Here is a 22,248-nt window from a genome sequence, read left to right as displayed (position 1 = left end):
TTGGTGAGGTGTCCGAGTGGCTGAAGGAGCACGCCTGGAAAGTGTGTATACGGCAACGTATCGAGGGTTCGAATCCCTCCCTCACCGCCAAATTGTAAAAACCGACCTCAGGGTCGGTTTTTTGCATCTGGTGACATGGCAACCTCCAATGCCGATGGAGGGAGGATGAGAAGCCTCGTCGGGTTCGAGCAGAGCAGCTTGCTGCGATGAACGGCCGCAGGTCGCCCCGAAGGGGTGAGCCACGCAGTGGTGAATCATCCCTCCCTCACCGCCAAATAAAGTAAAAGGCCCCGTCGCAAGACGGGGCCTTTTACTTTATCCGATGATGGGCGGCTCGGTTCGACCCCTGTCGACAGCCGGGCAGGATAGCCCGACTGGACGGCCAGAGGCCGCCCGCAGGGCGAGCGCCAGGGATGGTGCGAGTCAATCCCGATCCAGCGTACAGCTTGAGGTACCGACCTCAGGGTCGGTTTTTTGCTTCAAGGCGTCTGCCAGCCCCCTGACAAGAGAAACCCGTCATCGGCGGGGGCCAGAAAAAACGGTTTGCCGCGATACCTGGCCGAGTGCCGCCTAGCCAATCCCATCCCTTCCGCCTCGCTGCTCTCTGTCGACAGGGGATATGCCCCGAGGGCAGCCAGCCCTTTCTCGTTGACAGCGCATTACGCCAAGCAAACAGAAAGTGACGATATAAATAACCAATATCCTCTCACAGATAGCACAGTATATTGTGATATCACTTGGATAACCGCCTCGTCCTGCCATGCCGGCACCGTCAACCTGCTCTACAGATCAAGCGGTACAGGCCGATGCCACCGGACACTACCGGGTCTGCGCAACCTCTCGGATATTGCTCACCGATTGGATATCGTTTTGAAAAACTGATAGTTAAATGGCTACACTAGCCTCACACATCGCATAGGGATATGGACAAATGAGTCTTATTGGCTTGCTGCTGGCCCTGGCAGCCATTCTGGGTGGCAACATGATAGAAGGGGGGCACCCCAGCGCCCTGCTCGATCTGCCCGCCTTTCTCATCGTGATCGGCGGTACCGTCGGTGCCGCACTGACCCAGTTTCCTTTCTCCGTGGTTGGTAAAACCCTCAAGCGCTTCAAGTGGCTCATCACTCCCCTGCGCCTCGACATGCTGGAGCAGGCTCAACTGCTTGAAACCCTGGCGGGCAATGCACGGCGCAGTGGCATGCTGGCACTGGAGGGCATGATCGACGACATCAAGGATCCCTTCCTGCAAAAAGGGGTACAGATGATGGTCGATGGCTACGAGAAGACCAAAATCCACGAGGTACTGGAAAACGAGATCGAGTTCGAGCAGGAAGATATCGAACAGACCGTCAAATTCTACGAGGCCATGGGGGGCTACTGCCCGACCATGGGGATCGTCGGGGCCGTATTTGGCCTCATTCACGCCATGGGCCTGCTGGATGCCCCCGACAAGCTGGGGGGCGCCATCGCGGTGGCCTTTATCGCTACCATCTACGGGGTGTCGGCCGCCAACCTCATCTTCCTGCCCTTCGGCAACCGCTACAAGTCGTTTGCCCACCAGATCCGCCACTACAAGGAGATGACCCTCACCGGCATCCTCTGCATCGTGGACGGCGAGTCACAGCAACGGCTGCAAGTGACCCTTGAGCCTTACCTCGGAGGCCACAGTGGCGAAAAAGAAAAAGGCTGAGGCGCCGGAGAACCACGAACGCTGGCTGGTCTCCTACGCCGACTTCATGACACTGCTGTTCGCCCTGTTCGTGGTGCTTTACTCCTTCGCCATGGCCAAGCAATCGGAGACTCGCGTGCTCATTCAGGGCTTTATCGAATCTCTTGGCAAGATAGGGCTGGTCTCCCTTCCCGCCGGCTCCCCCGTGATGCAAGGGGGCACAGGCATACTGGAACCCGAGTCCAAGACCACCCCCAATACCTCCCAGAAAGAGCAGGTGCTGGATACCCAGACGCCCGCAGCGGCGGCCGACCCTTTCAACGAGACCATCGGCTCCTCGGAGAAACCTACGGCCACGGAGTCCTGGCCCCACAAAACCAAGGAGCAGGATTGGGTCACGGTCACCAAGCAGAAGCTGGATCAGCAGCTCAAGAGCCAAATCGAGTCCAAAGAGATCGAGGTGGAGCAGCTTGGCAGCCAGCTGGTGATCCGCATCGGCGAAAAGACCTTGTTCCCCGCCGACTCCGCCTTCTTGCAGCCCCAGTTCATTCCGCTGGTCAACAAGGTCTCGGACGTGCTGGCAGACATCCCCGGCATGGTGGTGGTCACCGGTCACACCGACAACTCCCAGGCGCCGGTGGAGCTCTATCGCAACAACTGGGAGCTGTCGGTGCTGCGGGCGGCCACCATCACCCACACCCTGCTGACCAACCCCAAGCTGGATTCACGACGGCTGATCGCCCAGGGGGTGGCGGATACCCAACCCCGTTATCCAAACGATACCCCGGCTCACCGCCAGGCCAACCGCCGGGTGGAGATCGTGCTCTCCCAGGGCAAGGCGGCAGAGCAGAGCCTCCCCGTTCTTCAACCCTGAAACAGACCCCGCCATGCGGGGTCTTTTGTTTCCTGCCATCCACCGGATTTTCAAACTATCCGGTTTTTTTCTGCTACATAAAAACGATTGAAAACAATTCTCAAACGAGAAAGTTGACCCCGCTAGCAAAACACAATTTTCATCCCGTTGATTAATAATTAATCCTTTGAAATGACATGTAAATCAGTACGAAAGTGGCATACTACGTAACGTCATTGTTAAGTCACATGATTAATTTGGTTAGGGAAAAACCTATATGTTTGCTGATATTGCCGTCCAGCACTGGGCTTTTGCTGTCTATGTCATTGGCGCCATCTGTATCTGCTTGACCATGATAGGCCTGGCGGCCTTGCTGGGGGGACGCGCCTATGGCCGTGCCAAGAACAAACCCTTCGAATCCGGGGTGGATTCCGTCGGCAACGCCCGCCTGCGCTTCTCCGCCAAGTTCTACCTGGTCGCCATGTTCTTCGTCATCTTCGATGTCGAAGCCCTCTATCTCTTTGCCTGGTCCGTCTCCGTTCGGGAGAGCGGCTGGGTCGGCTTCATCGAAGCCACCATCTTCATCACCCTGCTGCTGGTAGGCCTCCTCTACCTGTGGCGCATTGGTGCCCTCGACTGGGCCCCGAAAAAGCGTGTCCTGACTGACAAGAAACCAGACTGAACTACCGATTATCTCTTTGAGGTTGCACCATGAAGTACACCCTGACCCGGATTGACCCGGATGCGCCCGTTGAGCGCTACCCCCAGGAACAGCGCCAGACCGTCGATGATCCACTGGCGCAGCAAGCGACCCGCGGCATCATGATCGGGCGCCTCGAAGAGGTGCTGCAAGACACCGTCAACTGGGGCCGCAAGAACTCCCTATGGCCCTACAACTTCGGCATCTCCTGCTGCTACGTGGAGATGTGTACTGCCTTCACCTCTCCCCACGACGTGGCTCGCTTCGGTGCTGAGGTCATACGAGCCTCCCCCCGTCAGGCCGACTTCATGGTGATTGCCGGCACCCCCTTCATCAAGATGGCCCCTGTCATCCAGCGGCTCTATGAGCAGTTGCTCGAGCCCAAGTGGGTCATCTCCATGGGGGCCTGCGCCAACTCCGGCGGTATGTATGACATCTACTCCGTGGTACAGGGGGTGGACAAGTTCCTGCCGGTCGATGTCTACATTCCGGGCTGCCCGCCCCGCCCCGAGGCCTTCCTGCAAGCCCTGATGCTGCTGCAGGAGTCCATCGGCAAGGAACGCCGCCCCCTCTCCTGGGTGGTGGGGGATCAGGGGATCTACCGTCCCCAGATGCAATCCGAGAAGGAACGCAAGCGCGGCGAGCGGATCAACGTGACCAACCTGCGCACGCCGGATGAGATCTGATCATGAAACTGACTCGAGAATTCCCAAGCAATTACACCATGGCCCAGTGGCAAACCGCCGATCACGCCGATGCCCAGGTGGTCGGCGAGCTGTTCGCCCACTTCGGTGCCGAGCGCTTCACCGTGCAGAGCACCCGTACCGGCGTGCCGGTCATCTGGCTCTCCCGGGATCTGCTGCTGGACGTGATGGGCTTCTTGCAAAAGCTGCCCTCCCCCTTCGTGATGCTGTTCGATCTCAGCGCCACCGACGAACGGATGCGCAGCCATCGCCACGGCCTGCCGGAGAGCGACTTTACCGTCTTCTATCACCTCATCTCCATCGACCGTAACGCCGACGTGATGCTGAAGGTGGCGCTCAAGGAGAGCGATCTCCATCTGCCCACCGTCAGCCGCCACTTCCCCAACGCCAACTGGTACGAGCGGGAAGTGTGGGATTTGATGGGGATCACCTTCGATGGCCACCCCCATCTGACCCGCATCATGATGCCCAAGAGCTGGCAAGGGCACCCCCTGCGCAAGGACTACCCGGCGCGCGCCACCGAGTTTGATCCCTTCATGCTCGATGCGGTCAAGCAGGATCAGGAGCAGGACAACCTGCTGTTCAAGCCGGAAGAGTGGGGCATGGCCCGCGGCAACGAGAACGAGGACTACATGTTCCTGAACCTCGGGCCGAACCACCCCTCCGCCCACGGCGCCTTCCGCCTAGTGCTGCAACTCGACGGGGAAGAGATTCGAGACTGCGTGCCCGACATCGGCTATCACCACCGCGGCGCCGAGAAGATGGGCGAGCGCCAGTCCTGGCACAGCTACATCCCCTACACCGACCGGGTCGAATACCTGGGCGGCGTGATGAACAACCTGCCCTATGTGCTGGCGGTCGAGAAGCTGGCCGGCATCAAGGTGCCGGCGCGGGTCGACATGATCCGGGTGATGATGGCGGAGCTGTTCCGCATCCAGAGCCACCTGCTGTTCCTTGGCACCTACATTCAGGACGTGGGGGCCATGACCCCGGTCTTCTTCACCTTCACGGACCGCCAGAAGATCTACACCATCATCGAGGCCATCACCGGAGCCCGCATGCACCCGGCCTGGTTCCGCATCGGCGGCGTGGCCCACGATCTGCCTGCCGGCTGGACCCGCCTCATCCAGGACAACCTGTTGAGCTGGCTGCCCAAGCGGTTGATGGAGTATGAAAAGGCGGCCATGCGCAACAGCATACTGCGGGGCCGCACCATCGGCGTCGCCGCCTACAACACGGCCCAGGCCCTGGCCTGGGGCACCACGGGGGGCGGTCTGCGGGCCACGGGGCTCAACTTTGACGTGCGCAAATGGCGCCCCTATTCCGGTTACGATCAGTTCGAGTTCGAGGTGCCGGTGGGCAGCAACGGGGACGCCTACGACCGCGCCACCGTGCGCATCGAGGAGATCCGCCAGAGCCTGTCCATTATCGAGCAGTGCATGAAAAACATGCCTGAGGGCCCCTTCAAGGCGGATCACCCGCTCACCACGCCACCGCCCAAAGAGCGCACCCTGCAGGACATCGAAACCCTGATCACCCACTTCCTGCAAGTCTCCTGGGGGCCTGTCATGCCGGCCGCCGAGTCCTTCCAGATGATAGAGGCGACCAAGGGGGTCAACAGCTATTACCTGACCAGCGACGGATCCACCATGAGCTACCGGACCCGGATCCGCACCCCGAGCTTTGCTCACCTGCAGCAGATCCCCTCGGTGATCCGCGGCCAGATGGTGTCGGATCTTATCGTCTACCTGGGCAGTATCGATTTCGTTATGTCAGATGTGGATCGTTGAGTCCTCTCGCCCCGGCAGCCGGGGCGAAGGGCAAGACGCGCAGTAAAGGGACAAGCCACAAAAGGTCAAGTCATGAGCCAATGTCAGTGTCACAATAACCAGACCCCACAAGGGCAAGGGGCATGCAGCAGCCAGCAGGGAGATTTCGTCCTGAGCCAGGCTGAGCGCGATGCCATCGAACACGAGAAACACCACTACGAAGATCCCCGTGCAGCCAGCATCGAAGCGCTCAAGATAGTGCAACAGGCCCGTGGCTGGGTGCCTGACGGCGCCATCCACGCCATCGGCGCCGAGCTCGGCATCCCCGCCAGCGACGTGGAAGGGGTCGCCACCTTCTACAGCCAGATCTTCCGCCAGCCAGTGGGTCGTCACATTATCCGCGTCTGCGACAGCATGGTCTGCTACATCAACGGCCACGAACAGTTGCTTGCCGGTCTGAAAGAGGTCGTCAATCTGGCCCCCGGTCAGACTTCCCCGGATGGCCGCTTCACCCTGTTGCCCGTCTGCTGCCTCGGCAACTGCGACAAGGGGCCGGCCATCATGATCGATGACGATACCTATGGCGGACTCGATGCCGTCAGCCTGCTGAAAACCCTGGAGGCTTACCCATGAGCATTCAGCCAGGCAAGACGCTTGCCTCCCTCGGCACCGCCAACCGCATCCCCCGCACCGCCGAGACTCACCCTCTCACCTGGCGCCTGCGGGACGACGGCCAGCCGGTGTGGCTCGAGGAGTACCAGGCCAAGCAGGGCTACGAAGCCGCCCGCAAGGCGCTGGGCCAGATGAGCCCGGATGACATCGTCAGCACCGTCAAGGATGCCGGCCTCAAGGGACGCGGCGGCGCCGGTTTCTCCACTGGCGTGAAGTGGGGCCTGATGCCCAAAGACGAGAGCATGAACATCCGTTACCTGCTCTGCAACGCCGACGAGATGGAGCCCAATACCTACAAAGACCGCATGCTGATGGAGCAGCTGCCCCACCTGCTGATCGAGGGGATGATCATCAGTGCCCGGGCTCTCAAGGCTTATCGCGGCTACATCTTCCTGCGCGGCGAGTACGTGGATGCCGCCATCCACCTGCGCCGCGCCGTGGAAGAGGCCAAGGCCGCGGGGCTCCTTGGCAAGAACATCCTGGGCTCGGGCTTTGACTTCGAGCTGTTCGTCCACACCGGCGCAGGTCGCTACATCTGCGGCGAAGAGACGGCCCTCATCAACTCCCTGGAAGGACGGCGCGCCAACCCGCGGGCCAAACCCCCCTTCCCCGCCGTCTCCGGCGTCTGGGGCAAGCCGACCTGCGTCAACAACGTCGAAACCCTGTGCAACGTCCCCGCCATCATCGGCAACGGTGTAGCCTGGTATCAGGGGCTGGCACTGCCGGGTTCGGAAGATCACGGCACCAAGCTGATGGGCTTTTCCGGCAAGGTCAACAATCCCGGCCTGTGGGAGCTGCCCTTTGGCATCACCGCCCGCGAGCTGTTCGAAAACTACGCCGGCGGCATGAAGCCCGGCTATCGCCTGAAAACCTGGCAACCGGGCGGCGCCGGCACCGGCTTCCTGCTGCCCGAGCACCTGGATGCCCAGATGTACGCTGGCGGCATCGGCAAGGTGGGCACCCGCATGGGTACGGGCCTTGCCATGGCGGTGGATGACAGCATCAACATGGTCTCCCTGCTGCGCAACATGGAGGAGTTCTTTGCCCGCGAATCCTGCGGCTGGTGCACCCCCTGCCGCGACGGCCTGCCCTGGAGCGTCAAGATCCTGCGGGCGCTGGAGCGGGGCGAGGGCCAACCCGAGGATCTCGCGACCCTGGAACAGCTCGTCAGTTTCCTGGGCCCGGGCAAGACCTTCTGTGCCCATGCCCCCGGCGCCGTCGAGCCCCTTGGCAGTGCGATGAAGTATTTCCGGTCCGAGTTCGAGGCCGGGGTCAAGGCCCCCCATGACAATCACAAGCTGTTCAAGGGTATCCAGCCCAACCTGCTGGGCGAGCGCTGGTAAGCGCCAGGACGCATCGGGCAATAGCCGATTTCATAAAACAGGTTTCAGGGAAGTTGTATGGCAACCATTCATGTAGACGGTAAAGAGTACGAGGTAGACGGGGCAGACAACCTGCTGCAAGCCTGTCTGTCGCTGGGTCTGGACGTCCCCTATTTTTGCTGGCACCCGGCGCTCGGTAGCGTCGGTGCCTGCCGCCAGTGCGCGGTCAAACAGTATCAGAATGCCGACGACAAGCGCGGCCGCCTGGTCATGTCCTGCATGACCCCCTCCACCGATGGCACCTATATCTCCATCGAGGATGAAGAGGCGAAGGAGTTTCGCAAGACGGTGGTGGAGTGGCAGATGACCAATCATCCCCACGACTGCCCGGTGTGCGAAGAGGGGGGCGCCTGCCACCTGCAGGACATGACGGTGATGACCGGCCACAACAGCCGCCGCTACCGTTTCACCAAGCGCACCCACCAGAATCAGGATCTGGGCCCCTTCATCAACCACGAGATGAACCGCTGCATCGCCTGCTACCGCTGCGTACGCTATTACAAGGATTACGCCGGTGGCGAGGATCTCGGGGTCTATGGCGCCCATGACAACGTCTACTTCGGCCGGGTCGAGGATGGCACCCTGGAGAGCGAATTCTCCGGCAACCTGGTGGAGGTCTGTCCCACCGGCGTCTTCACCGACAAGACCCACTCCGAGCGTTACAACCGCAAGTGGGACATGCAGTTCGCCCCCAGCATCTGCCAGGGGTGCTCGGTCGGCTGCAACATCAGCCCGGGTGAGCGCTACGGCGAGCTGCGCCGCATCGAGAACCGTTTCCACGGTGCCCTGAACCACTATTTCCTCTGCGATCGCGGCCGCTTTGGCTACGGTCACGTCAATCTGACCGACCGCCCGCGCCAGCCCTTGCTGCAGGATGGCAGTGACAAGCTGGCCATCACGGTGGATGGTGCCCTGAACCGGGCGGCGGATGCGCTGCGCACCGCCAGCGGCGTCATCGGCATCGGCTCACCCCGCGCCTCCTTGGAGAGCAACTTCGCACTGCGCGAACTGGTGGGGGCCGCCAACTTCTACTCCGGGGTCGAGCAGAGCGAATGGAAATGCCTGCAGAAGATGCTGGACATTCTGGAGCACGGCGGCGTGCGCACTCCCAGCCTGCGCGACATGGAAGAGGCCGACGCCGTGCTGGTGCTCGGGGAAGACGTCACCCAGACCGCCGCCCGCATCGCCCTGGCCCTGCGCCAGGCGGTGAAAGGCAAGGGGCGCGAAATTGCCCGCAAGCTGAAGGTGGATCTCTGGCAGGTCGCCGCCGTGCAGACCCTGGCCCAGAACCAGCGCTACCCCTTGCTCATCACCAGTCTGGATGCCACCCGCCTGGATGACGTGGCGAGCAGCACCCTGCACGCCCCCCACGCGGATCAGGCGCGCCTCGGGTTTGCCATCGCCCACCTGCTGGATGCCAGTGCACCGGCACCAACGGATCTCTCCCCCGAACAGCAGGCCCTCGCCGCCCAATGGGCCGATCTGCTTGGCAACGCCAAAAAGCCCCTCATCATCGCAGGCAATGGTGCCCGCAACGAGGCGCTGATCGAAGCGGCCAGCAACATCGCCCGCGCCCTCAAGGGCCGTGGCCAGGCCGCGGAGCTTGCCCTGGTGGCTCAGGAAGCCAACAGCCTGGGACTGGCCATGCTGGCCCGGCATGCCGCCCCGCTGGAGTCAGCCCTCGAGCGCATGGAAGGGGAAGAGAGACTTGCCTTGGTCGTTCTTGAGAACGACCTCTACCGCCGAGCCCCCCGCAGCCGGGTGGACGCCGCTCTGGATCGCCTGCAACACCTGCTGGTCATCGACCATCAGGAGACGGCCACCGCGAAGAAGGCGGATTTGGTGCTACCTGCCGCCAGTTTTGCCGAAGGCGATGGCACCCTGGTGAACATGGAAGGCCGCGCCCAGCGCTTCTTCCAGGTCTATGCTCCCGCCTTCTACAACGCCGATATCCAGGTGCGCGAGAGCTGGCGCTGGCTGGATGCCCTGCAAGGGAGCCAGCAACCGCGTTCGGTTCGCTGGAACACCTTCGACGATGTGAGTCGCGATTGCGCCGCCAGCGCCCCGCTGCTCACCACCATGGGGGAAGCTGCACCCAACGCCGGCCTGCGCATTCGCGGCATGAAGCTCGCCCGGGAGCCGCACCGCTACAGTGGTCGCACCTCCATGCTGGCGAACCAGAACGTGAGCGAGCCCAGAGTCGCCCAGGATCCCGATTCGCCGTTCGCCTTCTCCATGGAAGGCTACGCCGGTGCCCGCCAGCCCCTCTCCCAGGTACCGTTTGCCTGGGCGCCGGGCTGGAACTCCCCCTCCGCCTGGAACAAGTTCCAGGACGAGGTGGGTGGCAACCTGCGTGCCGGGGATCCCGGTCGCCGCCTGCTGGAGCCGGGCGAAGGCAACCTGGGCTGGTTTGGCGCCATCCCGGCCCCCTTCCAGCCCGCCGCATCCCTGCAGGTGGTGAGCTATGACCAGCTGTTCGGTGGCGAGGAGCTCTCCGCCAGAAGCCCGGTCATCCAGGCTCGCATGGGGGAACCCACCCTGGTACTGAACCCGGCGGATGCCGCACGCCTGGCTCTGTCCGCCGACGCGCTGGTGGCCTTCTCCTGGGGTGGCAACCACTGGCGCCTGCGTCTGCGCCTGAGCGATGCGCTGGCTCCGGGCCTGGCAGGGTTGCCACTCGGGGTGAACGGCCTGCCGACCGCCCTGCACCACGCCCTGATCGATAACCTGCAGGAGGTCATCGCATGAGCGACTCTCTGATGGATCTGCTGATCGAGGTCGGCAAGGCCCTGGTCGTACTTGTGGGGATCGTGGGGGCTGGCGCCTTCATGAGCTTCATCGAACGCCGCCTGCTGGCACTGTGGCAGGACCGTTACGGCCCCAACCGGGTTGGCCCCTTCGGCCTGCTGCAACTGGCGGCCGACATGGTCAAGATGTTCTTCAAGGAGGACTGGATCCCGCCCTTTGCGGATCGCCGGATCTTCGTGCTGGCCCCCATCATCGCCTTTACCGCCTTCATCCTGGCGTTTGCGGTGGTGCCCATCACCCCCACCTGGGGCGTGGCGGATCTCAACGTGGGGCTGCTCTATATCCTGGCGATCGCCGGGCTGGCGGTCTATGCCGTGCTGTTCGCCGGCTGGTCGAGCAACAACAAGTACTCCCTGCTCGGCAGCCTGCGCGCCTCGGCCCAGACCCTCTCCTACGAGGTGTTCCTTGGCCTCTCGCTCATGGGCATCGTCATCCAGACCGGCAGCTTCAACCTGCGTGACATCGTCGAGGCCCAGGCCGGCATGTGGAACGTGATCCCCCAGATCCTGGGCTTCGTCACCTTCCTGTTTGCCGGGGTCGCCGTCACCCACCGCCACCCGTTTGACCAGCCGGAGGCCGAGCAAGAGCTCGCCGACGGCTATCACATCGAGTACGCGGGCATGAAGTGGGGTCTCTTCTTCGTGGGGGAGTACATCGGCATCGTGCTGATCTCTTCCCTCATCGTGACCCTCTTCTTCGGTGGCTGGCACGGCCCCTGGCTGCCGCCCTTCATCTGGTTCGCCCTGAAGACCGCCTGTTTCATGGTGTTCTTCATCCTGCTGCGGGCCTCCCTGCCCCGCCCGCGCTTCGACCAGGTGATGTCCTTTGGCTGGAAAGTGTGCCTGCCCCTGACCCTGCTCAACATGCTGGTCACCGCTGCCGTGGTGCTGATGAATGCGTGAGCAAAACGAGATGGACATGACGATGATTCGGCCGTCTGCGGCAAGGAAACGCCCAGATGCCAGTGCTGATAAATGTGCAGTGAGGCACCTATGAAAATTACGAGTATTATCAAGGGTGTTGGCACCCAGTTGCGCAGTCTTGGGATGGTCTTCTCCCATGCTTGGCGCCCCCGTGAAACCCTGAGCTACCCGGAGCAGCCGGTCTACGCCGCCCCCCGTTTTCGCGGTCGCATCGTACTGACCCGGGATCCTGACGGCGACGAACGCTGCGTAGCGTGCAACCTGTGTGCTGTTGCCTGCCCGGTCGGTTGCATCTCCTTGCAGAAGTCGGAACGGGAAGATGGCCGCTGGTACCCGGAGTTCTTTCGCATCAACTTCTCCCGTTGCATCTTCTGCGGCCTGTGCGAGGAGGCCTGCCCCACCACCGCCATCCAGCTGACGCCGGATTTCGAGATGGGGGAGTATCGTCGCCAGGATCTGGTGTACGAGAAGGAAGATCTGCTGATAAGCGGCCCCGGCAAATACCCGGACTACAACTTCTACCGCATGAGCGGGATGGCCATCGACGGCAAACCCAAAGGGGATGCCGAGAACGAAGCCAAGCCCATCGATGTCAAGAGCCTGCTGCCCTAGGAGTCAATCATGGAACTGGCATTCTATGCCGCGGCCCTGGTCGCCGTTTACAGCACGCTGCGGGTGATCAGCACCAGCAACCCCATGCATGCGCTGCTCAATCTCATCATCTCCCTCATCGCCGTGGCCATGATCTTCTTCTGCCTGGGCGCCGCCTTTGCGGGGGCCCTGCAGGTGATCGTCTACGCCGGCGCCATCATGGTGCTGTTCGTGTTCGTGGTGATGATGCTGAACCTGGGGAGCGCCCAGGATCAGGAGAAGAAGTGGCTCACCCCCATGACCTGGGGTGGCCCGGCCCTGCTCTCCCTCATTTTGCTGGGCTTTCTGGCCCACGGCATTCTCGGCGTGACCGGCGGTGAACTGGGTCTGACCGAGGTCAGCGCCAAGGAAGTCGGTATCGCCCTGTTCGGCCCCTATGTGCTGGCGGTGGAGCTCGCCTCCATCCTGCTGCTGGCGGGTCTGGTCACCGCCTATCACCTGGGCCGCGAGGACAAGAGCGGGGAAGTGCTCTCCGTGCCTCGCACCACACAGGAAGGAGGTCAGCAATGAGCGACATCCCCGTGGTGAGGCATGGCCTGCTGCCGGCAGCCCGCCCCCTTTCCATCCAGCAAGCACAAGGAGCATGGCGATGAGTGGAATTCCCATGGAGCACGGCCTCCTGCTGGCGGCCATTTTGTTTGCCATCGGCCTGTGCGGCCTGCTGATACGCCGCAACCTGTTGTTTATCCTCATGAGTATCGAAATCATGATGAACGCGTCCGCCCTGGCGTTCGTGGTGGCGGGTAGCCGCTGGGCCCAGGCCGACGGCCAGATCATGTACATACTGGTGATTTCTCTGGCGGCAGCGGAGGCCAGTATCGGCCTCGCCCTGTTACTGCTGCTCTATCGTCGTTACCACACCCTGAACGTGGACACTGTGAGCGAGATGCGCGGATGAGCCTCCTATATCTGACTTTCCTGTTCCCGCTGCTGGGATGGCTGCTGCTGGCCTTCTCCCTCGGCCGCCTCGGCGAGCGCACCTCGGCGCTCATCGGTGTCGGCAGCATCGGTCTCTCGGCCCTCACTACCCTGTGGGTCGGCATCGATTTTCTCAATACCATGCCGGAAGGCGGCGTCTATACCCAGACCCTGTGGCAGTGGATGACGGTGGGCGAGTTCCAGCCCGCCTTCCGTCTCTCCCTGGATGGGCTGTCGCTGACCATGCTGGGGGTCGTGACCGGGGTGGGCTTCTTCATCCACCTGTTCGCCTCCTGGTACATGCGCGGGGAAGAGGGGTATTCACGCTTCTTCACCTACACCAACCTCTTCATCGCCAGCATGCTGTTCCTGGTGCTGGCCGATGACCTGCTGTTCATCTATCTGGGCTGGGAAGGGGTGGGGCTTTGCAGCTACCTGCTGATCGGCTTCTACTACAAGGATCGCAACAACGGCGCCGCCGCCCTCAAGGCGTTCGTGGTGACCCGGGTCGGCGACGTCTTCCTCGCCATCGGGCTCTTCGTGCTCTATCGCGAGCTCGGCACCCTCAACATTCACGAGCTGCTGGTGCGCGCCCCTGCGATGTTTGCCGACGGCTCCCCTGCCCTGTCGTTTGCCTGCCTGATGCTGCTCGGCGGCGCGGTCGGCAAGTCAGCCCAGCTGCCGCTGCAGACCTGGCTGGCGGACGCCATGGCGGGCCCGACCCCGGTTTCGGCGCTGATCCACGCGGCCACCATGGTGACTGCCGGCGTCTACCTCATCGCCCGCACCCACGGCCTCTTCCTGCTGGCTCCCGAGATCCTCCATCTGGTGGCGCTGGTCGGTGCCATCACGCTAGTGCTGGCCGGTTTTGCGGCGCTGGTGCAGACCGACATCAAGCGGATCCTGGCCTACTCCACCATGAGCCAGATTGGTTACATGTTCCTGGCCCTGGGGGTCGGTGCCTGGGAAGGGGCCATCTTCCACCTGATGACCCACGCCTTCTTCAAGGCGCTCTTGTTCCTCTCCGCCGGGGCCGTCATCGTTGCGACCCACCACGAGCAGAACATCTTCAAGATGGGAGGCCTGCGCAAATCGCTGCCGCTGGTCTACGCCTGCTTCCTGGTGGGGGGCTCGGCCCTGGCCGCGCTGCCACTGGTGACCGCCGGTTTCTACAGTAAAGACGCCATCCTCTGGCAGGTGCAGGCCAGTGGCCAGAGCGCCCTGCTGTGGGCCGGTCTGGGTGGTGCCTTCCTCACCTCCCTCTACACCTTCCGCCTCATCTTCATCGCCTTCCACGGCAAGGAGCAGACCCAGGCTCACGCCGGACAGGGCCTTGCCCACCATTTGCCACTGCTGGTGCTGCTGGTGCTCTCCACCGGGGTGGGTGCATTGATAGTGCCGCCGCTCGCCGGAGTACTGCCGGCAGGCCCCGGGGATCACATCGAAGAGGGACGCCATGGCCTCGAGATCCTCTCCGGCGTCATCGCCGTGGCAGGCATTGCGCTGGCCGCCTTCCTCTTCCTCGGCGAACGTCGCCTGGCAAAGGGGATCGCCGAGAGTGCGCCGGGGCGGGCTCTGTCCACCCTCTGGTTCAATGCCTGGGGCTTTGACTGGCTTTATGACCTGATTTGGGTCAAGCCCTACCTGCTGGCGACTCGCCTGCTCGGCAAGGATCCGCTGGACAGGATGATGAACCTGCCCGCCGTGCTGGCCCAGGGGGGGCATCAGCTGCTGGCCTGGACCGTCTCCGGCAAGTTGCGCTGGTACGCAGCCTCCATGGGGATGGGCGCCGCCCTGATCCTGGCCCTGCTGCTGCTCGGCTGATCCATGAGCCCAATATTGTGTGGCAGGCTCAGCGCCTGCCCGACTAGAACCTAGATGAGAGCTGATATCGTGACCTTACTCTGGATCTTGCTAATTCCCTTCATCGGCGGCTTGCTCTGCTGGCAGATGGAGCGGCTCGGCGGACAGTTTGTCCGCTGGGTGGCCCTCGCCTCCATGAGCGCCTGTCTGGTGCTCTCCAGCGCCATCTGGCTCGGTGGTGACTTCACCCTCGCCAGCCCCGGCCTCCCCGTCTGGGCAGCCGAGTGGCAACAACCCTGGATCCCCCGCTTCGGCATCTCCCTGCACCTCGCCGTGGACGGGCTGTCGCTCCTGATGGTGATCCTCACCAGCTTCATCGGCGTGCTGGCCATCCTCTGTTCCTGGAAGGAGATCGTCCAGCGCATCGGCTTCTTCCACCTCAACCTGCTGTGGATCCTGGGGGGCGTGCTCGGCGTCTTCATGGCGGTGGATCTGTTCCTCTTCTTCTTCTTCTGGGAGATGATGCTGGTGCCGATGTACTTCCTGATCGCGCTCTGGGGCCACTCGGTCACTGATGGCAAGTCGCGCATCAACGCCGCCACCAAGTTCTTCATCTACACCCAGGCAAGCGGCCTCATCATGCTGGTGGCCATCCTGGGCCTGGTACTGACCCACCACGCCGCTACTGGTGTCTTCACCTTCAACTATCAGGAACTGCTCAACACACCCATGAGCAGCACGGTACAGTGGCTGTTGATGCTGGGCTTCTTCATCGCCTTCGCGGTCAAGATGCCCCTGGTGCCGCTCCATGGCTGGCTCCCTGATGCCCACAGCCAGGCGCCCACCGCAGGCTCCGTGGATCTCGCGGGCATCTTGCTCAAAACCGCGGCCTACGGCCTGCTGCGCTTTACCCTGCCGCTCTTCCCCGAGGCGTCCGCCGAGTTTGCCCCCTACGCCATGGTGCTCGGCCTCATCGGCATCGTCTATGGCGCCCTGCTGGCCTTTGCCCAGACCGACATCAAGCGGCTGGTTGCCTACACCAGCATCTCCCACATGGGCTTCGTGATGATCGCCATCTACTCCGGCAGCGAGCTCGCCCTGCAAGGGGCAGTGGTACAGATGATTGCCCACGGGCTCTCGGCCGCCGGCCTCTTCATCCTGTGCGGCCAGCTCTACGAGCGTCTGCACACCCGGGATCTGCGCCAGATGGGCGGTCTCTGGGGACGGCTGCGCTACCTGCCCGGCGTGATGCTGTTCTTCTCCGTTGCATCCCTCGGGATGCCGGGGACCGGCAACTTCGTCGGCGAGTTCCTGATCCTCATCGGCAGCTTCCAGGTGGCCCCCGTCATCACCGTCATCGCCACCTTCGGGCTGGTGCTGGCCTCGGTCTACTCCCTCATCATGCTGCAGCGGGCCTGCTTCGGGACGCCCCGGGAGGAGAGCATGCTCAAGGGGCTAGATACCCGGGAGCTGACCATGATGCTGACCATCGCCGGCCTCTTGGTGCTGCTCGGTCTCTATCCCCAGCCGGTGCTCGACACCGCCAGCAGCAGCCTCCTGAGCGTGCTGCACTGGTACGCGCTGCCGGGCACGGGGGCGCTGCAATGATGCTTTCTCTTTCGCCTTCCTTGTCCATGTCGGGAGCACTGTCATGACGTTTACTGTTTCTCAACTGCTGGCCCTGCTGCCCCTGTTGCTGACCACGGGGGCCATGGTGGCCCTGATGCTGGCCATCGCCTGGAAGCGCTGTGACGACACCGCCTTCGTGGTCACCATCATCGGCCTCAACCTCGCGCTCTTCTCCCTGCCCATCGTGATGGCCCAGGGGGATCAGGGGGTCACTCCCCTGCTGCAAGTGGACGCTTACGCGGTCTTCTACATGGGGCTGGTGCTCATCGGGGCCCTGGCCACCTGCACCTTCGGTCGCACCTGGCTCAAGGGCTATCCGGACAACCGGGAAGAGTTCTACCTGCTGCTGCTCATCGCCACCGCCGGTGGTCTGGTGCTGGCGGCCTCCCGTCACCTCGCCTCGCTCTTCATCGGGATCGAGATGCTGACCCTACCCATGTTCGGTCTGGTGGGGTATGCCTATCGCGAGCGGCACTCGCTGGAAGCCAGCATCAAGTACATGGTGCTCTCCGCCAGTGCCACCGCCTTCCTGCTGTTCGGCATGGCACTGCTCTACGCCCAGGCCGGAAGCCTGAGCTTCAGCGATCTCGGTGTGACCCTGGCCCAGAGCCCGGCTCACCATCCGCTGCTGATGGGGGGCTTTGGCCTGATGCTGGTCGGCTTTGCGTTCAAGCTGTCCCTCGCCCCCTTCCACCTCTGGACCCCGGACGTCTATGAAGGGGCACCGGCACCGGTGGCCACCTTCCTCGCCACCGTGAGCAAGATAGCCGTGTTCTGCGTGCTGCTGCGCTTCTACCTGGCGGTACCCGCCACCTCGGATCCCATGATCCACTGGCTGCTGGCGGCCATGGCGGTCCTCTCCATCGTGGTCGGCAACCTCCTGGCGCTGATCCAGACCAACATCAAGCGGATGATGGGTTACTCCTCCATCTCCCACTTCGGCTATCTGCTGGCAGTGGTGGTGGCAAGCCGCCTCGGCGAGATGCCGGTGGAAGCGGCGGGTGTCTACCTGCTGATGTACCTGTTCACCAGCCTGGGGGCCTTCGGCGTCATCAGCATGATGTCCAGCCCCTATCGCGGCAAGGATGCGGACTCCCTGCACAGTTATCGCGGTCTGTTCTGGAAGCGCCCCTATCTGACGGCGGTGATGACGGTGATGATGCTCTCCCTCGCGGGTATCCCCATGACGCTGGGCTTCATCGGCAAGTTCTACCTCATCGGTGTCACCGTCGATGCCAAGCTGTGGTGGCTCAGTGGCGCCATCGTGCTCGGCAGTGCCCTGGGGCTCTACTACTACCTGCGGGTCATGGTCACCCTCTACCTGCGTGAACCCGGCATGCAACTGCGCGATGCCAGGGCCGACTGGGCCTTCTCCTCCGGGGGCCTGGTGGTGCTGCTCTCCGCCATTCTGGTGGTATTGCTCGGCATCTACCCCCAGCCCGTCATCAGCCTGGTGCAGGGCTTCCAGCACGTGGTGCTGCGCTAGCCTCAGGTTCAGCTCACACAGCAAAACCGGCCTCCATGGCCGGTTTTTTTATGCCCGCCAAGGCTCGGTCCGGCTTGCCCGTCTGGCTGGCGATACCAGATCGGCCCCCTCAATCCATGCCATATCCTCCAGCAAGCAGCTGGCGGAGCAGTGGGCTGAAGACGGCCTCGCCCCCATCGTGATCGTCTCCTCCTGCCCTCCCCATTCTCAGACCCATGCCCATAAAAAAACCGGCCACTGGGGCCGGTTTTTGGTTTCTTGCTGGCGCTTAACCCAGGCGAACCCGAGCATTGCGGAACATGCGCATCCAGGCGCCATCCTCTCCCCAGTTGTCCGGGTGCCAGGAGTTGGCCACGGTGCGGAACACCCGCTCCGGGTGCGGCATCATGATGGTGGCGCGACCGTCCGCACTGGTCACCGCGGTGATACCGTCAGGGGAGCCGTTGGGGTTGGCCGGGTATTGCACGGTGACGTTGCCGCGGTTGTCCACGAAACGCAGCCCCACCAGACCGCTCTGTTGCAGCGCAGCCAGGTGAGCGGCATCGCGCACTTCCACGCGTCCTTCCCCGTGGGAGACGGCAATCGGCATCACGGAGCCCGCCATCCCGGCGAAGAAGGCGGACGGGGAGTCCTGCACTTCCACCAGGCTGAAGCGCGCCTCGAAGCGCTCGGAGCGGTTGCGCACGAAGCGCGGCCAGAGATCCGCCCCCGGGATGAGGTCGCGCAGGTTGGACATCATCTGGCAACCGTTGCACACCCCCAGGGAGAGGGTATCGCCGCGCTCGAAGAAGCGCTGGAACTGCTCACGGGCGTTGTCGTTGAACAGGATGGACTTGGCCCAGCCTTCGCCCGCCCCCAGCACGTCGCCGTAGGAGAAGCCGCCACAGGCCACCAGGGTCTGGAAATCTTCCAGCTTGATGCGCCCCTCGAGGATGTCGCTCATATGCACGTCCACCGCAGTAAAACCGGCGCGGTCAAAGGCGGCCGCCATCTCCACGTGGGAGTTGACCCCCTGCTCGCGCAGCACCGCCAGACGGGGAGAAACCCCGCGAGCGATATAGGGCGCGGCCACGTCGTCGGACGGGTTGTAGGTGAGCCTGGCCTGCAAACCCGGATCGGTGGCGTCCTGGCGGGCGGCATGCTCCTGATCGGCGCACTCCGGGTTGTCCCGCAGGCGCTGCATCTGCCAGCTGGTCTCGCCCCAGAGGGTGCGAAGGGCGGTGCGGCTGGCGCGATAAACCTCGCTGCCGGCACGCTGGAACAGGATGAGGTCGTCTTCGCGCACCGTGCCCAGCACGTGGGAGCAGGCTGCCAGACCGTGACCGGCCAGCAGGGTCAGCACCGCTTCCTTGTCTTCGCGACGAACCTGGATGACGGCACCCAGCTCCTCGTTGAACAGGGCCGGCAGCAGGTCGCCACCCACGCGATCGAGCTGGATGTCGAAGCCGCAGTGACCGGCAAACGCCATCTCGGTCAGGGTGACGAAGAGGCCGCCGTCGGAGCGGTCGTGGTAGGCAATCAGCTTGCGATCCGCCACCAGCGCCTGGATGGCGTTGAAGAAGCCCTTGAGCTGAACCGGGTTGTCCAGATCCGGGGCGCTTTGCCCAAGCTGGCGATAGACCTGGGCCAGGGCCGAGGCGCCGAGACGCTGCTTGCCGTTGCCAAGGTCGATGAGGATAAGGTCGGTCTCACCGAGATCGGTGCGCAGTTGCGGGGTCACGGTATTGCGCACGTCCTCGACCCGGGCAAAGGCGGAGATGAGCAGGGAGAGCGGCGAGGTGACGCTGCGCTCCTCGCCGTCCTGCTGCCAGCGGGTCTTCATGGACATGGAGTCCTTGCCCACCGGGATGGTGATGCCAAGGGCCGGGCAGAGCTCCTCGCCCACCGCTTTCACGGCTTCGTAGAGGCCCGCATCTTCCCCCGGGTGACCGGCGGCAGACATCCAGTTGGCGGAGAGCTTGACCCGCTTGAGGGAGCCGATATTGGCCGGTGCCAGGTTGGTCAGAGCCTCGGCCACCGCCATGCGGGCGGAGGCGGCGTGAGAGAGCAGCGCCACCGGGGTGCGCTCGCCCATGGACATGGCTTCACCGTGGTAGCTGTCGTAGGTCGCGGCGGTGACGGCGCAGTCAGCCACCGGGATCTGCCAGGGGCCGACCATCTGGTCGCGGTTGACGAGGCCCGTTACGGTGCGATCGCCGATGGTGATGAGGAAGGACTTCTCCGCCACGGTCGGCAGGCGCAGCACGCGCTCGGCGGCGTCGCTGAGGGTGATGCCGTCCAGTTGCAGCGCCTTGCCCTGGGCGGGCAGGCTCTGCACGTCACGGTGCATCTTGGGCGCCTTGCCAAGCAGCACGTCCAGCGGCAGATCGATGGGCTGGTTGTCAAAGTGATCATCAGAGAGAGTGAGATGCTTCTCTTCGGTGGCGGTGCCGATGACGGCATAGGGGGCGCGTTCGCGCTCGCACAAGGCCTTGAACAGAGGCAGCTTGTCCTGGGCCACGGCCAGCACATAGCGCTCCTGGGATTCGTTGCACCAGACTTCCAGCGGGCTCATGCCCGGCTCGTCATTCGGAATAGCACGCAAGTCGAAGCGACCACCGCGCTCCCCGTCGCTCACCAGCTCCGGCATGGCGTTGGAGAGACCACCGGCGCCCACGTCGTGAATGAAGACGATGGGGTTGTCGTCCCCCAGTTGCCAGCAGCGGTCGATCACTTCCTGGCAGCGACGCTCCATCTCGGGGTTGTCACGCTGCACGGAGGCGAAGTCGAGATCTTCGGCAGACTGACCGGACGCCATGGAGGAGGCTGCGCCGCCACCCAGGCCGATGTTCATGGCCGGACCACCCAGCACGATGAGGGCCGCCCCCACCGGGATCTCCCCTTTCTGGACGTGCTCGCTGCGGATGTTGCCGATACCACCCGCCAGCATGATGGGCTTGTGGTAGCCGCGCACCTCGACGCCGTTGTGGCTCGGCACCTGCTCTTCGAAGGTACGGAAGTAACCCAGGATGGCAGGGCGACCGAATTCGTTGTTGAAGGCGGCGCCGCCAAGGGGCCCTTCCTGCATGATGTCAAAGGCGCTGACGATGCGGCTCGGCTTGCCGAAGTCCTGCTCCCAGGGCTGCTCGAAACCGGGGATGCGCAGGTTGGAGACAGAGAAGCCCACCAGGCCCGCCTTGGGTTTGGCGCCACGGCCTGTCGCACCCTCGTCGCGGATTTCGCCGCCGGAGCCGGTGGCGGCCCCCGGGAAGGGAGAGATGGCGGTCGGGTGGTTGTGGGTCTCCACCTTCATCAGGATGTCGACGCGCTCCTGGTGATATTGGTACTCACCGTTGGCGGGGCTCGGGAAGAAGCGGCCACCCTGGCTGCCTTCCATCACCGCGGCGTTGTCTTTGTAGGCAGACAGGACATGATCCGGCGTCTGCTCGAAGGTGTTCTTGATCATCTTGAACAGCGACTTGGGCTGCTGCTCGCCGTCGATGGTCCAGTCGGCGTTGAAGATCTTGTGACGGCAGTGCTCGGAGTTCGCCTGGGCAAACATGTAGAGCTCGATGTCGTTGGGATTGCGACCCAGCCGGGTGAAGTTGGTCACCAGGTAATCTATTTCGTCATCGGCCAGGGCAAGACCCAGGGTCACGTTGGCCTCTTCCAGGGCGGCGCGACCACCACCCAGCACATCTACCTGGGTAAAGGGGCGCGGCTCGTGGTGAGCAAACAGGGCGGCGGCCTCGTTCATCTCGGCAAAGACCACTTCCATCATGCGATCGTGCAGCAGGGCCGCGATCTCGCTACGCTGGGCCACGCTCAGCTCACCCTTGGCCTGCACGTAATAGGCAATGCCGCGCTCCAGCCGCTTGACCTGTTTCAGGCCGCAGTTGTGGGCGATGTCGGTTGCTTTGGAAGACCAGGGGGAGATAGTGCCGGGGCGGGGGGTAACGAGGAACAGCTGACCGCTGGGGGTGTGTTCCGGGATGGTCGGGCCGTAGCGCAGAAGCTGGCCCAAGGTCGCTCGCTCGGGGGGCGACAGCGGGCTCGTCAGCTCGGCAAAATGCACGTATTCCGCATAGACGCTTGCTATCTCTACTCCTCTCTGTGCGCAGCTCTGCAGCAGCTTGTGGACACGAAACTCAGACAGTGCTGGGGCACCACGCAAGATTTCCATATACCTTTCTCACCAAGTTTTAGAGTGTGGGGGGATTTGAGACGCGCGTATTATAGGGATCAGGCCCATCCTGAACAAACGTTTTTCTCATCTCGCGCGGTGTGACTCCCTTCATACTC

General features: G+C 63.1%; 16 protein-coding genes, 1 tRNA gene and 1 other RNA gene. 17 read left to right on the top strand and 1 reads right to left on the bottom strand.

Annotated elements, in window-relative coordinates:
* Positions 1–2: 2 nt before the first annotated feature.
* The 17 genes from AB5Y53_RS04760 to nuoN all read left to right on the top strand — a co-directional run bounded on the left by AB5Y53_RS04760 (position 3) and on the right by nuoN (position 17,967).
* A tRNA-Ser gene (locus AB5Y53_RS04760) sits at positions 3–90 on the top strand.
* Positions 91–145: 55 nt separating this feature from the next.
* A non-coding RNA gene (locus AB5Y53_RS04755) (RtT sRNA) lies at positions 146–274 on the top strand.
* A 657-nt stretch (positions 275–931) separates the two neighbouring features.
* Positions 932–1,690, top strand: coding sequence for a flagellar motor protein (locus AB5Y53_RS04750; protein ID WP_039038709.1), 759 nt, complete (start codon positions 932–934; stop codon positions 1,688–1,690).
* A complete protein-coding gene (locus tag AB5Y53_RS04745) occupies positions 1,668–2,543 on the top strand; it encodes a flagellar motor protein MotB (protein ID WP_010675026.1) in 876 nt (291 codons plus the stop codon). The genes AB5Y53_RS04750 and AB5Y53_RS04745 overlap by 23 nt, the downstream gene beginning before the upstream one ends.
* Before the next feature lie 256 nt (positions 2,544–2,799).
* Positions 2,800–3,204 (top strand): NADH-quinone oxidoreductase subunit A, encoded by a 405-nt coding sequence (locus AB5Y53_RS04740; RefSeq protein WP_039038710.1) that lies wholly within the window; start codon positions 2,800–2,802, stop codon positions 3,202–3,204.
* Positions 3,205–3,233: 29 nt separating this feature from the next.
* The gene (locus tag AB5Y53_RS04735) at positions 3,234–3,908 is read left to right on the top strand and encodes an NADH-quinone oxidoreductase subunit B family protein (protein ID WP_010675028.1); all 675 of its coding nucleotides are present in this window, start codon (positions 3,234–3,236) and stop codon (positions 3,906–3,908) included.
* Positions 3,909–3,946: 38 nt separating this feature from the next.
* Positions 3,947–5,716, top strand: coding sequence for an NADH-quinone oxidoreductase subunit C/D (gene nuoC / locus AB5Y53_RS04730; protein ID WP_197713285.1), 1,770 nt, complete (start codon positions 3,947–3,949; stop codon positions 5,714–5,716).
* 72 nt (positions 5,717–5,788) lie between these two features.
* The gene (gene nuoE, locus AB5Y53_RS04725; RefSeq protein ID WP_010675030.1) at positions 5,789–6,328 is read left to right on the top strand and encodes an NADH-quinone oxidoreductase subunit NuoE; all 540 of its coding nucleotides are present in this window, start codon (positions 5,789–5,791) and stop codon (positions 6,326–6,328) included.
* The gene (gene nuoF, locus AB5Y53_RS04720) at positions 6,325–7,710 is read left to right on the top strand and encodes an NADH-quinone oxidoreductase subunit NuoF (protein ID WP_042016644.1); all 1,386 of its coding nucleotides are present in this window, start codon (positions 6,325–6,327) and stop codon (positions 7,708–7,710) included. Before nuoE ends, nuoF begins: the two co-directional genes overlap by 4 nt.
* Before the next feature lie 57 nt (positions 7,711–7,767).
* Positions 7,768–10,497, top strand: coding sequence for an NADH-quinone oxidoreductase subunit NuoG (gene nuoG, locus AB5Y53_RS04715; RefSeq protein WP_368181234.1), 2,730 nt, complete (start codon positions 7,768–7,770; stop codon positions 10,495–10,497).
* Complete coding sequence (gene nuoH / locus AB5Y53_RS04710) at positions 10,494–11,459, top strand: NADH-quinone oxidoreductase subunit NuoH (protein WP_010675033.1); 966 nt, start codon at positions 10,494–10,496, stop codon at positions 11,457–11,459. The genes nuoG and nuoH overlap by 4 nt, the downstream gene beginning before the upstream one ends.
* A 90-nt stretch (positions 11,460–11,549) precedes the next feature.
* Positions 11,550–12,092, top strand: coding sequence for an NADH-quinone oxidoreductase subunit NuoI (gene nuoI, locus AB5Y53_RS04705; RefSeq protein ID WP_010675034.1), 543 nt, complete (start codon positions 11,550–11,552; stop codon positions 12,090–12,092).
* Positions 12,093–12,101: 9 nt separating this feature from the next.
* Complete coding sequence (gene nuoJ / locus AB5Y53_RS04700; protein ID WP_010675035.1) at positions 12,102–12,641, top strand: NADH-quinone oxidoreductase subunit J; 540 nt, start codon at positions 12,102–12,104, stop codon at positions 12,639–12,641.
* Between the two features lie 79 nt (positions 12,642–12,720).
* Positions 12,721–13,029, top strand: coding sequence for an NADH-quinone oxidoreductase subunit NuoK (gene nuoK, locus AB5Y53_RS04695; protein WP_010675036.1), 309 nt, complete (start codon positions 12,721–12,723; stop codon positions 13,027–13,029).
* Positions 13,026–14,873 carry an NADH-quinone oxidoreductase subunit L gene (gene nuoL / locus AB5Y53_RS04690; RefSeq protein ID WP_368181233.1) on the top strand — a complete coding sequence of 616 codons (1,848 nt, stop codon included), beginning with the start codon at positions 13,026–13,028 and terminating at the stop codon, positions 14,871–14,873. The genes nuoK and nuoL overlap by 4 nt, the downstream gene beginning before the upstream one ends.
* A gap of 69 nt (positions 14,874–14,942) precedes the next feature.
* Entirely contained in the window at positions 14,943–16,460 is a 1,518-nt protein-coding gene (gene nuoM / locus AB5Y53_RS04685; RefSeq protein ID WP_103244619.1) for an NADH-quinone oxidoreductase subunit M, read from the top strand.
* A gap of 43 nt (positions 16,461–16,503) precedes the next feature.
* Positions 16,504–17,967, top strand: a complete 1,464-nt coding sequence (gene nuoN / locus AB5Y53_RS04680; protein ID WP_210600104.1) for an NADH-quinone oxidoreductase subunit NuoN — start codon at positions 16,504–16,506, stop codon at positions 17,965–17,967.
* A gap of 268 nt (positions 17,968–18,235) precedes the next feature.
* Here the strand turns inward: nuoN and purL are convergent, their stop codons facing one another.
* Positions 18,236–22,129: a phosphoribosylformylglycinamidine synthase gene (gene purL, locus AB5Y53_RS04675; RefSeq protein ID WP_368181232.1), complete on the bottom strand. Its 3,894-nt coding sequence runs from the start codon at positions 22,127–22,129 to the stop codon at positions 18,236–18,238.
* Between the last annotated feature and the right edge of the window lie 119 nt (positions 22,130–22,248).

It is taken from the genome of Aeromonas sp. R7-5, from assembly GCF_040908015.1.
Taxonomy (GTDB): domain Bacteria; phylum Pseudomonadota; class Gammaproteobacteria; order Enterobacterales; family Aeromonadaceae; genus Aeromonas; species Aeromonas caviae.
Note: the sequence above shows the minus strand (reverse complement) of the source record. Positions and strands in the feature narration are given on the sequence as shown.